The following is a 13,352-nucleotide window of genomic DNA, read 5'->3' on the forward strand; positions in this document are numbered from 1 at the left end:
CACGCCGCATCCATGACTCAGAAACCCAAGGACTCCTCCTCCCCCGAATCGACGGAATCGACCCCATCGACGGATTCGACCCAGGGCCAGCCCGGCGCCACCGGCTTGCGCAAGGGCCTGACCAACTATGGCGACCAGGGCTTCTCGCTGTTCCTGCGCAAGGCGTTTATCAAGGGCTCGGGCTATACGGACAGCGCGCTTGATCGACCGGTCATCGGCATTGCCGACACCGGGAGCGCGTACAACCCGTGCCACGGCAACATGCCGCAGCTGCTGGAGGCCGTGAAGCGCGGGATCATGCTCGCGGGCGGGCTGCCGATGGCCTTCCCGACCATCTCCGTGCACGAGAGCTTTGCCGCGCCGACCAGCATGTACCTGCGCAACCTGATGTCGATGGACACCGAGGAGATGATCCGCGCCCAGCCGATGGACGCGGTGGTGCTGATCGGCGGCTGCGACAAGACCGTGCCGGCCCAGCTGATGGGCGCCGCCTCGGCCGGCGTGCCGGCCATCCAGCTAGTGACCGGGGCGATGCTGACCGGCTCGCACCGCAGCGAGCGCGTGGGCGCGTGCACGGACTGCCGCCGCTACTGGGGCAAGTTCCGCGCGGGCGAGATCGACGCCGAGGAGACCGCCGACGTCAACAACCAGTTGGTGGCCAGCGTCGGCACCTGCTCGGTGATGGGCACGGCCAGCACCATGGCCTGCCTGACCGAGGCGATGGGCATGAGCCTGCCCGGCGCGGCCACGCCGCCCGCCGTGACGGCAGACCGCATCCGCATTGCCGAGCTGACCGGCGCGCGCGCGGTGCAGATGGCGCGCGAGCGGCTGACCATCGACCGCATCCTGACCCCGGCGGCATTCGAGAACGCGATGCGGGTGCTGCTGGCCATCGGCGGGTCGACCAACGGCATCGTCCATCTGGCGGCCATCGCCGGGCGCGTGGGGCTGGACATCGACATGCAGGCGCTGGACCGCATGGGCCGCGAGACCCCGGTGCTGCTCGACCTGAAGCCGAGCGGCCAGCACTATATGGAGGACTTCCACAAGGCCGGCGGCATGGCCACGCTGCTGCGCGAGCTGAAGCCGCTGCTGCGGCTGGACGCGCTGACGGTGACTGGCCGCACGCTGGGCGAGGAGATCGAGGCGGCCGGCCCCGGCTTCGCCCAGGACGTGGTGCGCACGATGGCCGCGCCGATCTATCCACAGGGCGGCATCGCCGTGCTGGCCGGCAACCTGGCGCCGGGCGGCGCCATCATCAAGCAGTCGGCCGCCGATGCCCGCCTGATGGAGCACGAGGGCCGTGTGGTCGTGTTCCAGGACTCGCAGGACCTCGTCGAGCGGATCGATTCGGATGACCTCGACGTGACGGCCGACGACATCCTCGTCCTGCGCAATATCGGCCCGAAAGGCGCGCCCGGCATGCCCGAGGCCGGCTATATCCCGATTCCGCGCAAGCTGGCCCGCGCCGGCGTGAAGGACATGGTGCGGATTTCGGACGGCCGCATGAGCGGCACCGCGTTCGGCACGGTGGTGCTCCATGTGACGCCCGAGGCTGCCGTGGGCGGCCCGCTGGCGCTGGTGCGCACCGGCGATCGTATCCGCCTGAGCGTGAGCCGGCGTGAGCTGAGCCTGCTGGTATCGGACGAGGAACTGGCGCAGCGGCGCGCGGCATCGGACTGGATCGAACCGAGCGCGCCGCGCGGCTACCTGAAGCTGTTCCTGCAGACGGTGACGCAGGCCGACCAGGGGGTGGATTTCGACTTCCTGCGCGCGGCGGAGACCCGTGGCAAGACGCCGGAGTAGGGGGGTGTCCGGGGGGTGTCAGGTCCGGGTGGTCCGGAACAGCGCGCGGGCCTCGTCGAGCAGGGCTTCGGCCAGCGAGGCGCGGGGCCCGTGCGTGGCCCATATCAGGCCCACGCGGCGCACCGGCGCGCGGTCCGGCAGCGGCAGGCGGGCGATCTTGAGCGGGCCGTCCCACATCGGCGCCCAGTCCGGCACCAGCGCCACGCCGAGCCCTTCGCTCACCAGCGCGGCGATGACCATCAGGCCATCGACCTCGAGCCGCTGGTGCGGCCGGATATCGTGGTCGCGCAGGTAGCGGTCCGCGAGCTGCCCGCCCAGTACGGAGCGGTCGTAGCGGATGAACGGCTGCGTGGCCAGCAGCGCGTGCGGGTCCTGCCCGGCCAGCGCGGCGGGCGCCACCACCACCAGCGGTTCGGCGATGAATTCGGCCCACTGGTAGCCCTTGGCCACCGCGAACTGCGGCTCCACCACGATGGCGGCATCGAGTTCGCCGCGCACGAGGCTTTCGCACAATTCGATCGACCGGCCCGGCTTGACGAACAGGTTGACGTCCGGATGCCGCCGGTAGAGCTGGCCCAGCAGCGGCGGCACGATGCTGCCCATCGCCGTCACGAACGAGCCGAGCCGGAATTCGCCGAGCGAGGCGTCGCCGCTGGCCACGGTGCTCATGTCGCGCACATCGCGGATCACCTGCCGCGCCCGCTCCAGAATGCGGATGCCGGCCTCGGTCGGCACCACCGAGCGGCCAGCGCGCCGCACCAGGGGGACGCCAATCTCCTCCTCGAGCGCATGCAGCCGGGCCGCGATGGCGGCCGGCGTCAGGTCGAGCCGGCGCGCCGCTTCCGCGAGCGAGCCGACATCCACCACCGTCACGAAGCTTTGGAGAAATCTGACATCCATGCCGTGATGCTAACAAATCCCATGACCTTGAAGGGGGCGCCGCTTGGGGCTACCCTGACGCTCGCTTTCCCTGACTACCCCCCCAGGAGCCACCATGCCTTCCCCCGCTTTCACCGCGCTGACCGCCGACGCACGCGGCGTCTTCCCCATCGCCCCGACGCCGTTCTTCGACGATGGCACGATCGACATCGCCTCGATCGACCGCCTGACCGACTTCTACCTGGCCTGCGGCGCCACCGGCATCACCGTGCTGGGCCAGCTGGGCGAGGCGCCCAAGCTGGAGCACGCGGAATCCGTGGAGGTGGCCGCGCAGATGATCCGCCGGGCGGGCCGGCTGCCGGTGGTGGTGGGGGTGTCGGCGCCCGGGTTTGCCGCCATGCGCGCGCTGACCCGCGAGGTGATGGAGCGCGGCGCGGCCGGCGTGATGATCGCCCCGCCCAACACGCTGCGCACCGATGACCAGATCGTCGGCTATTACCGCCAGGCCGTGGAGGCCATCGGCGCCGACGTGCCGTTCGTGATCCAGGACTACCCGCTGACCTTCTCGGTGCAGATGACGCCCGGCGTGATCCGCCGCATCGTGCAGGAACTGCCTTCGTGCGTGATGCTCAAGCACGAGGACTGGCCCGGGCTGGAGAAGATCTCGACGCTGCGCGGCTTCGAGAAAGACGGTTCGATGCGCCATATCTCCATCCTCTGCGGCAACAACGGCCTGTTCCTCGACTACGAGATGGAGCGGGGCGCCGACGGCGCCAACACGGGCTACTGCTTCCCGGACATGCTCTGCGACGTGGTGCGCCTCTCCGCCGCCGGCCAGCGCGAGGCCGCGCACGACCTGTTCGATGCCCACCTGCCGCTGCTGCGCTACGAGCAGCAGCCCGGCGCGGGGCTGGCGGTGCGCAAGTACGTGATGATGCGGCGCGGCTTGCTGACCTCGGCCGCCCAGCGCAAGCCGGCGGCGGCGATGACGCCTACCGCCAGGTCGGAGGTCGACCATCTGCTGGTGCGTCTGGCACGGCACGACGCGCGCGCGGCTGCGGCGCTCGGCTGAAGCAGGCTTTCCCCAAGGATTCTCGGACTCGTCCTATATCGCTAAGCCGCATTGGTTGGTAATGTGACGCGATACGTGCCTGCCAGGCATGCCATTCGCATTTGCTCGTCGCAATCAATATGAAGCAGGATGGATTTACTTTGGGGATTCGGCAATGGGAGACAGGGCTAACCTGATGCGCACGCTCGTATCGTTCGCACTCCTGCGTGAGGCAGAGCGCAAGGTCTTCATCTCGCAGATGAACGAATTCCTGCTGGCCTCCCCGAAGATCCGGCAGCGCATCGTGGAAGAATGGCGCGAGCATGCCGAGGGCCACAGGAAGCCCACCGCCGGCCCAGCGGGGGATTGCAATACATCAGGCCTGTTATGAGTCGCTACGGTATCCGGGTCATCTTTGCCGATGACCATCCTGTGCTCACGCTTGCAAACCGCCATGTCGTCGCCGCCGTTCCCACCATTGCCTGTGTGGGCGACGCGCGCAATTCGACCGAACTCGTCGATCTGCTACAGCGTACGCCCTGCGACGTGCTGGTCACGGACTACGCCATGCCCGGCGGCGAATACGGCGACGGGCGAACGCTGATCTCGTTCCTCACGCGCCGCTATCCAGCGCTCAAGCTCGTGGTCATGACCATGATGGACAACCCGATGGTGCTGCGCTCGCTGTTCAGCCAGCGCATCCACTGCGTCGTCAGCAAGTCCGACGACCCGGGCCACGTGGTGCCGGCCATCCATGCCGCATTCCGTGGGGATCGCTATGCCTCGCCGCGCGTGGAATCGCTGCTGGAGGCCTGGCCGGTCACCGAAGGCAGCGGCGACGACGCACGGCTGCGGGCACTCAGCCAGCGGGAACTCGAGGTGGTGCGCCTGTTCGTCTCCGGCATGACCGTCTCCGAGATCGCGGCCGTCCTGCGGCGGACCAAGCAGACCATCAGCACGCAAAAGCTCAACGCGATGCGCAAGCTCGGCATCGACCGTGACGGCGACCTGTACCGATACGCGAACGAGGTCGGGCTGGTGGCGAGCGTGTCGGGCGCGGCCTAGTGGCTAACGTCGTCAAGCAACGCGAGCGAGGCGGCACAGCGGATCAACTCCATGTCGTTCCGGAGCCCCAGTTTCTGCATGGCGCGGTTCTTCTGGGTGCTCACCGTCTGCTTCGCCTTGTGCGTCCTGGCGGCGATCTCGCTGATCGTCATCCCGGACACATAGAGCCGCATCACCTCCATCTCCCGCGCCGATAGCCCGCCGCCCGGCGCAGCGAGCAACCGGCCGATGGCTGGCGAAAGGTACGCCACACCGCGCCGGGCTTCGCGTATCGCCGTGACGATATGCCCCACTTCGTCGAACTTGCTGACGATGCCCGTCATGCCGCGCGCAAGAATGGCGCGGACTAGCACCGGGTTCTCCTGCGCCAGCAGCACGACGGCGGCAATGCTCGGATACGTGCGCCGCAGGTATCGCAATAACGCCATGCCATCCATGTCATCCCGGCCGCGCATCGAGTAATCGACGAGCACCACGTCGCATTCGAATGCACGCGACGACCGTTCGAACTCCTCGGCAGTCGCGTGAATGCCCACGAGTTCCAGCTGCGGAGACGTGCTGGTGATGTGCTCCACGCCGAGTCTGGCCAAGGGCCGGTCGCCCGCAAACACGACCCGGATGCGCTGACCTGACGCGAAGTTCAGTTGATGCATGGCGATGTGTGCCCGATATGGAAGGTCTGAAACGGCCGGATTGTAGAGGGCCGCGACGCGCTCGCACATCGGAATTCTCCGAGAAATGCGACCACTTCTCCTGATACGCCCCATGCGTCACTGGCGTGGCGTCGAAAGGCGCGCGAACGCATTGGAAAAATCGGACTAGTTCAATAGATTGCCCGGCGCCGGCTTGCTAGTCTTCGTTCTCTGGAAAACTCTTTCCAGCCTCGAACGGCGCCATGAACGAAACAGATGCAGCACGCGAGGAGGGCGCAGTGTCCATGTCCTCCGATTACAGCGACTTGGTCGCGTTGGCCATGGGCGGCGCGCAGGATGTGCCGTCGCTGCCGGATACCGCGCTGGTACGGCACGCTTCCGACGCCAGCCTGCCACTCGCCGACCTCGACGCCTCCGACGTGCTCGGGCAGCTTGCTGTCGAGTACCGCGAGGCGCTGATGTCCGTTGGGCAGGTGCCGAAGCGGCTCAAGCGCCTGGGAGCCGGGTGCGCGTCCGGTCCGCTTCCCCCCGATCCGCTTCGTCTGAATACGAAGGCGACCTCCGCCGTCTGCCYGTTCGACGATCTGCTTGGGCCGCGCCGCATCGACCGCGTGCTGGACAGCCTCGACAGCTTCGGCGCGCAGCAACTGTTTTCGCCGCCGCCCCGGCACGAGATCCTGAGACTCTTCGCTGCCCGCCATCAACAGACACGCCGCACAGGCCAGTTCGCGCTGCTGGCACGCCAGGAGCACCATGCATCGAGCATGGATAGCTGCCTCGCCATGCCGGATATCGCGGCCGACACGTCCGACGACACGGGAGAACGCCATGCCACCACGTGACGGCGGGTTCCGCAACGCGTACCTCCCCTCCCTGCTGGATCGCCTGCAGGACGATGCCCCGCAGCAACGCAGCGAGCCGGCCGAGGCCTACGCCCCGGACGAGCGCGGCATGCGTCGCATCATCCAGCGCGATCTGGGCCTGTTGCTGAATACCACCAACCTGAACGAGGAACTCGACGCTGAGGCCTACCCCGAGGTGGCGAACTCGGTCGTCAACTACGGCATTCCGCCGCTCTCCGGCGGGTTCGCCACGGAAATGACCTGGGAGCGGCTTGAGGAGCGGGTGCGTACCGCGATCGCCCGCTTCGAGCCCCGGCTGATTCCGGACACGGTACGGCTACGCCCGCTGCGCGACACTTCCGCACGGCGCTACAACAAGATGATGTTTGAAATCGAGGCGCTGATGCAGTGGACGCCCTATCCGCTCGAATTCCGCATCCAGAGCGTGTTCGACCTGGAACTGAGCAAGGTCTCGCTCCAGTCGGGCCATACCCCGGGATCGGCAGGCTGACATGGATCCGAAGTTTCTCGAGTACTACAACCGCGAGCTGACCTACCTGCGCGAATCGGCAGGCGAGTTCGCCGCACAGCATCCGAAGATTGCGCGCCGGCTGGGCATGGAGGGCATCGAAGTCGCCGACCCCTATGTCGAGCGGATGATCGAGGCGTTCTGCTTCATGTCCGCCCGCACGCACCTGAAACTGGATGCGGAATTCCCGCGCTTCACCCAGCGGCTGCTTGAAGTCGTCTACCCGAACTACGTGGCGCCCACGCCTTCGATGGCGGTGGCGCGGCTGCATCCGAGCCTGCGCGAGGGCGAGTTCAGCCAGGGATTCAAGGTGGCACGCCATAGCGTCATGCGCTCCGCAGTCCCGCCCGGCGAGCAGACTGCGTGCGAGTTCCGCACCGGGCAGGACGTCACGCTCTGGCCGATCGAGATCGTCGATGCGCGGCTGACCGCCGTACCGCCAGATCTCCCGGAAACGGGGCATCTGCTCCGGCACCGCCAGTTGCGCGGCGCGCTGCGACTGCGGTTGCGTACGGTTGGCGACATTCGATTCAACGAGATCAAGGGGCTGGATCGGCTTCCGCTCTATATCGACGGCGACGAACGCATTGCTTCGCACTTGTTCGAGCTGATCCATGCGGGCGCGGTCGCGTCCGTGGTGCGGCCGGAGGGCGCCACCGATCATGTGCGATGCCATGTCGTGTCCAGGGCACCGGTCGCGTTCGAAGGCTTCGAGCCGGACCAGAGCCTGCTGCCGCTGCGCTGGAACAAGTTCAGCGGGCATAACCTGCTCCAGGAATACTTCTCTTGCCGGCAACGCTTCTACTTCTTCGTGCTGACGGATCTGGCGAAGGGCCTGTCGCGCGTGGACGGCAAGGAAGCGGAGATCGTGCTGCTGCTGGACCGTATGCCGGACGAACTGGGCGTGCATGTCGATGGCAGCCGCTTCCTGCTGTTCTGTACGCCAATCGTCAATTTGTTCCCCCGACGCACGGACCGTGTGGAGGTCAACCGCAGCCTGACGGATTTCCATCTAGTGGTCGATCGCGCACGTCCGCGTGACTACGAGGTCTACTCGGTCTCGCGCGTGTTTGGGCAGAGGGCGGAGACCTCGACGGAGATCCAGTTCAATCCGCTGTACCAGACCCTCCACAGCGACCTTGGCAACTATGGCCGGTACTTCTCGGTGCGGCGAGAGCAGCGCATGCTGTCCGGCGATGCCCGCAAGTACGGCACGCGCACGGCCTATATCGGCACGGAGGTGTTCCTGTCGCTGGTGGACCAGGCCGAAGCGCCATATGCCGACGATATCCGCTACCTGTCCGTGGAGGCGTGGGTGACTAACCGCGACCTGCCGCGCCTGATGCCGCGCGGCGTGGGCGGCCATCTGACCATGCCTGATGCGGTGCCGCTCGAGGCCGTCAGCCTCGTCCATGCGCCGAGCGCTCCGCGCGCACCCTACGCGAGCGACGAAGCCGCGTGGCGGCTGATCCGCCAGCTCAGCTTCAACTACATGCCGCTGTCGGAACTCGATCATGGCGAAGGCGCGCAGGCGCTGCGCAACATGTTGCGCCTCTTCGTGACCAGCAGCGAGCGCGAGCAGATCGCGCAAGTCGAGAGTCTGGTCGGCGCGAAGACCCAACCCGTGGTGAGCCGCCTGCCGGGCCATGGCCTGCTGGTGTACGGGCGCGGCGTACGCTGCGAGCTGACGGTGGACGAGAACGGCTTCTCCGGCGCCAGCCCGTACCTGTTCGGCCTGATCCTGGAGCACTATCTCGCGCGCCACGTGGCGATCAACGTCTTTTCGGAAACCGAACTGCACTCGATGCAGCGGGGCCTGATCACGCGCTGGGCGCCCCGGATGGGAGGTCGCGGTGCGGTATAGGGCCGTGGAAGCGTCCCCGAATGCGGCGTTGCAGCCGGATGCCCTGCGCGCATGGTTCGACCACGGCCGTCCGTGGAAGTCGGGCTTCATGAGCCTGATGCGCGCGATTGCCGCGCGCGACCGGAACCGTCCTGCGCCGGGGTCTGCCGACCTGCCGTCTCAGGAGACCTACCGCATCGGCCAGCGCCCGGTGCTCGCCTTCCCGCCACGGGAAGTCGCGTCGCTCGACACGCGGCACGGACGGCTCGACATCCGCCTATTCGGCCTGGGCATCTGGGGCCCGCAGGGTCCGCTGCCGCTGCATGTCACCGAGTTGGCGTATCACCGGTCCGTCGCGCTCCAGGACCGGACTCTCGAGCACTTCGCCGACCTGTTCCACCATCGCGCACTGTCGCTGTTCTATCGCGCCTGGGCTGCGGGCCAGTCCACCGCCGCACTCGACCGGCCTGACGAGGAGCGGTTCTCGTTCTACGTCGCCAGCCTGATGGGAACGGATCAGGACGAAGCGCGCCAGAGCTGCCTGCCTACCCACGCCCGTTACGGCGCGTCGGCGCACATTGTGCGCGAGGCCCGGAACCCTGAGGGCATCGCGGCCACGCTGTCGCAGTACTTCGATGTGCCGATTGCGGTCGAGGAGTACGTGCCGCACTGGATTCGCGTCGACGCGTCCGGCCATTGCCGGTTGGGGCTCCCGGGCGCTTCGTCCTTCATGGGCGAGGCGGCGATGCTCGGCGAGCAGATTGCTGACCGGCAGCACAAGTTCCGGCTTGTGATCGGCCCGCTCGACTTCCTCCACTACCAGCGGCTTGCGCCGCGTGGCGAAGACTTGCGCACACTGGTCGAATGGGTGCGTGCCTTCATCGGCTACGAGTACGACTGGGAGATCCAGTTGCTGATCAAGCCAGAAGAGGTGCCAGCGCCGCACGTGGACGGGCGTCAGCGGCTTGGGCACTCGATCTGGCTGGGCGAGTGCGACCCGGCGCAACCCGTGTCCGGCATGGTCTTCGAGCCGGAGGCCTACGCGGCATGACCGAGAACCTCCCCATGACAATGCAGAACCTGGCACCCGCCGCGACGTCGCGCTACGATGACCTGCTCGAACCGGTTTCGGACGCAGCCGCCTGTGGTGATGACCTGGAATACGATCCGGCCTTCATCATGCTACAGGCCGCTGTGGCGCCGTCGGCGCCCGTGCAATACGGTGACTTCGTCGAGACGCCAGCGTCGGTCAACTGGGCCGAGGCCGAGCGCGAGTGCGAAGCGCTGCTGGCCCGAACCAAGGATCTCCGCGTGGCCATCATCCTGCTGCGCGCCGCCGTGCGGCTGCGCGGCGCGGCAGGTCTGCGCGATGGGATGGTCTTCCTCCAGGCCCTGCTGGAACGATATGGCAGCCGTCTGCATCCGTTACCGTACTTCGACGGCGAGTGGGATCCCGTCACGTTCGCCAATGCGCTCGCCGCGCTGGCGGACGCGGAAGGTGCGCTGGCCGATGTGCGGGAGATTCCGCTACCCAAGGCGGCCGGCGCGCAGTTGCAGCTGCGCGATATCGAGAAAGCACTGGCGATGCCGCGCCAGAAGGACGCACTGGCGCCCGAAAGCGTGACGCGCATGCTCAAGGAGCTGGCCGCACGCGGCGAAGCGGTCGTGCTGGCGCTTGGCGAAGCCCACGGCCGGTTGGCGCAGATTGCTGCATGGGCCACGAGCGGACTGAAGGCCGACGCGCCCAACCTCGCCCCGCTTTCCCGACTGCTGCAGCCATTCAGCGAGATCGATCGGCTGGTCGAGCCCGCGCCAGCGGCACAGCCGCCGGCACCCGTGGCTGAGATGCAGGCTGGGCGAGCGAGCGCGCCCGACCTTCCCAACCCCGTTCCGCGTGCCACGACGCCGCCGCCACACGCCGCACCCACCGCCACCACCGCCCCGGCAATGGACCGATGGACCGCACTCGCCACCATACGGCAAGTGCGGGAGTGGTTCGAAGACAACGAGCCAAGCAGCCCCGTGACCGTGATGCTGCGCGAGGCGGAGCGCATGGTCGGCAAGCGGTTCTCCGAACTCGCTCAAAGCATTCCCCTCGACCTGCTGTCGAAGTGGGACGCCGTGGACAACTGAAATGGCCCCAACGGGCACTCCCATTAACGCATCGGACGACAAGCCGGTCAGCCGGCGGTGTCGCCCGCAATCTCGACAGGTACTGTGATGAAAGGCTATACCAAGGGCTTCGCCGCGTTGCTGGGGCTTGGGCTCCTGCTGCCGGCAGGTGGCGCAATGGCGGCATGTAGTCAGGTGACACAGGCGGACATCGATGAGTGGACCGCAAAGGGACTGCCGAACATCGATGTCATCCAGAGGGAAGTCAGCTTCCATGTGACGTTTCCCTCGGCGATTGAGGTCAGGCCAGATCTTGCAGTTGGCGAGACGTTCGGCAGCGGGGCGTCCGAGAGCTTGGGACGCAGCACGGCGCTATTGAATTGCGATTGGCGCTCGGGCGGACAGGTTCGCTATGCATTCGTGAGCGCGAAGCAGCCAACCGCCTTTCCGGGGGTGGTGGAATCCGGTCTCAAGGGGATCGGCATTCGCCTCAGCTACGTCCGAAGCTCGGGGACAGTCAGCACCTTTCCCTTCATCGTGAACTTTGGGCCGGCGGAACCCAATCAGCCGTATTTCCCGGGCTTCCGTTCAGGGCTGCGGATGGTGGTCGATTTTGTGAAGACAGGAGAGATGGACGCCTCGTCGACGTTTAGCGCCGCGAACATCGCCACGGTCGCCGGCGATGGTTCGGGCGGGCCGGTTATCCGGGTATCCAACGGTAGTACGCGGATCAACGTGTTGCCCAGTTGCAGCCCAAGTACACCCAGCCGAAATGTCGATTTCGGTACATTTGGTGCCAACAGTGTCTCGCAGATAACGGGGCCCACGCGACCGATCAACTTTGAAGTGACATGCATCGGCCCCGCGTCGCCCAGATCGATCACGGCAAAGCTCACCGGCACCCCGGACACGGAAAATCATTCGCTGCTCAGGAATACCGGCGCGCAGCACCTCGGCATCCGGATCAAGGATCGCGATAGCGATACCGTGCTCAGGCCCAACGACAACGCCAGCGTTATCAACAAGCCAGGTAACACGAAGCTCTTCACATACAACCTCGATGCCACCGTGCTGCGAACCGGGACGCAGACGCCAACCGCTGGTCTGATCAATGCCACTGCCGTGTTCACCATGGCGGTCAACTGAAGGCGACGGTGAGGGCGGCAACGTGATGGAGGAGAGCATTTTCGTGCAGGTGGCGAGCTATCGGGATCCGCAACTGATCCCGACCTTGCACAGCCTGATCAGGCAGGCGTCGCGGCCGGATCGCCTGCGCGTGGTGGTGTGCTGGCAGCACGGCCTCGACGAGATGATCGGCAAGTTCTTCGCGCATGGCTTCTCGCATTGGCAAGTGGTGATGCATGAAGGGCTCACCGTGCATCGGCTTGTGCTGGCGGAGGCGACGGTTGAACTGATCGATGTGCCCGCCATGGAAAGCCAGGGCGCCTGCTGGGCGCGGAACCTGATCCAGCAGCAGTACGCCGGCGAAGCCTATGCCTTGCAGATCGACTCTCACCATCGTTTCGTCCAGGGATGGGACAGGATGGCCATCGACATGCTCGAGTCGCTGCGCGATGAAAGCGAGAAACCGGTGCTGACGGCCTATCTGCCAGCTTTCGAGCCGGCGGACGATGACCCGTCGCGCCGCGGCCAGCATCCCACCTCCCTCATTTTCGACCGCTTCGTCGCGGCCGGGGCGCTGCTTGTGGCGTCGCGCCGGATGCCGGACTGGCAGGCGCAGACCAAACCGCTCAAGGCTCGCTTCTATAGCGCGCACTTTGCCTTTGCCGACGGGAATTTCTCGACGACTGTCCAGCATGATCCCGAGTACTTTTTTCACGGCGAGGAGATCTCGATTGCCGCGCGGGCCTTCACCCATGGGTATGACCTGTATCACCCGCATCGTGTGCTCGCCTGGCATGAGTACACGCGCGACTATCGCGCCAAGATGTGGGATGACCACACGCCCGAGAACCAGGCGCTTGGGCTGGTGAAGACTGCGTGGTTCGAGCGTGACAGACTCTCACAGGCGCGCAATCGCGCCCTGCTCGGCGTGGACGGCGCGAGCGCTGAGGGCACCGATTTCGGTCCGTATGGATTCGGACAAGTACGAACACTGGCTGAGTACGAGGCCTATGTGGGCGTCAGCTTCGATCGGCGCGCCGCCACGCCGGAAGCGTTGCGTGGCGATCCTCCCTCGCCCGGTGCGGCACATCCTGAAACTGACCTCGCACTCCTGCGCTGCTCCCATGACGTGGCCGTCGAACTCTATCTCGGCGACCTCGACAGCCTGTCTGGCTTGAAGCACATCGCGTTCACGGTGCTCGCGGCGGATGGCGGAACGCTCCACGACGACCTCCAGCCCGCCACGGGATTACCGCAGCTCCTCGCCGAGCACAACGGCTGGCTGTCCCGGCGACTCCTCTTCCAGTCCGGCGCCGACGGCACCCCGGTCCGCTACATCGCCAGATTCGTCAATGCAGACGACGTCACCGTGCACGAGCTGGCGCGCGACGTGCCGCCCTACGGCGCCCCCGCCTCGACCTGAACACCGCCCATCGGCGGACCCATT

13 protein-coding genes are annotated in these 13,352 nt (G+C 66.5%); 11 read left to right on the forward strand and 2 right to left on the reverse strand.

Going from position 1 to position 13,352, the window contains the following annotated elements:
* Window positions 1-12: 12 nt before the first annotated feature.
* Window positions 13-1,806, forward strand: coding sequence for an IlvD/Edd family dehydratase (locus AC1DEL_RS01330; RefSeq protein WP_255370783.1), 1,794 nt, complete (start codon window positions 13-15; stop codon window positions 1,804-1,806).
* A gap of 18 nt (window positions 1,807-1,824) precedes the next feature.
* Here the strand turns inward: AC1DEL_RS01330 and AC1DEL_RS01335 are convergent, their stop codons facing one another.
* Complete coding sequence (locus tag AC1DEL_RS01335; RefSeq protein ID WP_149138440.1) at window positions 1,825-2,706, reverse strand: LysR family transcriptional regulator; 882 nt, start codon at window positions 2,704-2,706, stop codon at window positions 1,825-1,827.
* Between the two features lie 94 nt (window positions 2,707-2,800).
* Here AC1DEL_RS01335 and AC1DEL_RS01340 point away from each other — a divergent pair, with 94 nt between their 5' ends.
* From AC1DEL_RS01340 to AC1DEL_RS01350, 3 genes are all read left to right on the forward strand, one after another.
* Entirely contained in the window at window positions 2,801-3,757 is a 957-nt protein-coding gene (locus tag AC1DEL_RS01340; RefSeq protein ID WP_092293818.1) for a dihydrodipicolinate synthase family protein, read from the forward strand.
* Window positions 3,758-3,845: 88 nt separating this feature from the next.
* Window positions 3,846-4,127 (forward strand): hypothetical protein, encoded by a 282-nt coding sequence (locus tag AC1DEL_RS01345; RefSeq protein WP_143093877.1) that lies wholly within the window; start codon window positions 3,846-3,848, stop codon window positions 4,125-4,127.
* A complete protein-coding gene (locus AC1DEL_RS01350; protein WP_092293814.1) occupies window positions 4,124-4,801 on the forward strand; it encodes a LuxR C-terminal-related transcriptional regulator in 678 nt (225 codons plus the stop codon). Before AC1DEL_RS01345 ends, AC1DEL_RS01350 begins: the two co-directional genes overlap by 4 nt.
* Here AC1DEL_RS01350 and AC1DEL_RS01355 read toward each other — a convergent pair.
* The gene (locus tag AC1DEL_RS01355) at window positions 4,798-5,523 is read right to left on the reverse strand and encodes a LuxR C-terminal-related transcriptional regulator (protein WP_477125081.1); all 726 of its coding nucleotides are present in this window, start codon (window positions 5,521-5,523) and stop codon (window positions 4,798-4,800) included. The two genes, AC1DEL_RS01350 and AC1DEL_RS01355, sit on opposite strands and share 4 nt — an antisense overlap.
* A gap of 173 nt (window positions 5,524-5,696) precedes the next feature.
* Here AC1DEL_RS01355 and AC1DEL_RS01360 point away from each other — a divergent pair, with 173 nt between their 5' ends.
* The 7 genes from AC1DEL_RS01360 (at window position 5,697) to AC1DEL_RS01390 (ending at window position 13,328) form a co-directional block, all read left to right on the forward strand.
* Entirely contained in the window at window positions 5,697-6,296 is a 600-nt protein-coding gene (locus AC1DEL_RS01360) for a TagK domain-containing protein (RefSeq protein ID WP_477159053.1), read from the forward strand.
* Entirely contained in the window at window positions 6,283-6,807 is a 525-nt protein-coding gene (tssE, locus tag AC1DEL_RS01365; RefSeq protein ID WP_092293810.1) for a type VI secretion system baseplate subunit TssE, read from the forward strand. The genes AC1DEL_RS01360 and tssE overlap by 14 nt, the downstream gene beginning before the upstream one ends.
* 1 nt (window position 6,808) lies before the next feature.
* Complete coding sequence (gene tssF / locus AC1DEL_RS01370; RefSeq protein ID WP_477125079.1) at window positions 6,809-8,689, forward strand: type VI secretion system baseplate subunit TssF; 1,881 nt, start codon at window positions 6,809-6,811, stop codon at window positions 8,687-8,689.
* 4 nt (window positions 8,690-8,693) lie between these two features.
* Window positions 8,694-9,719: a type VI secretion system baseplate subunit TssG gene (gene tssG, locus AC1DEL_RS01375; protein WP_255370782.1), complete on the forward strand. Its 1,026-nt coding sequence runs from the start codon at window positions 8,694-8,696 to the stop codon at window positions 9,717-9,719.
* 20 nt (window positions 9,720-9,739) lie between these two features.
* Window positions 9,740-10,801: a type VI secretion system protein TssA gene (locus AC1DEL_RS01380; protein WP_477125146.1), complete on the forward strand. Its 1,062-nt coding sequence runs from the start codon at window positions 9,740-9,742 to the stop codon at window positions 10,799-10,801.
* An 87-nt stretch (window positions 10,802-10,888) separates the two neighbouring features.
* The gene (locus AC1DEL_RS01385) at window positions 10,889-11,926 is read left to right on the forward strand and encodes a fimbrial protein (protein ID WP_477125078.1); all 1,038 of its coding nucleotides are present in this window, start codon (window positions 10,889-10,891) and stop codon (window positions 11,924-11,926) included.
* 25 nt (window positions 11,927-11,951) lie between these two features.
* A complete protein-coding gene (locus tag AC1DEL_RS01390) occupies window positions 11,952-13,328 on the forward strand; it encodes a GlcNAc-transferase family protein (protein ID WP_477125077.1) in 1,377 nt (458 codons plus the stop codon).
* Window positions 13,329-13,352: the final 24 nt, after the last annotated feature.

The sequence above is a fragment of the Cupriavidus sp. 10L43_2 genome (assembly GCF_056395265.1).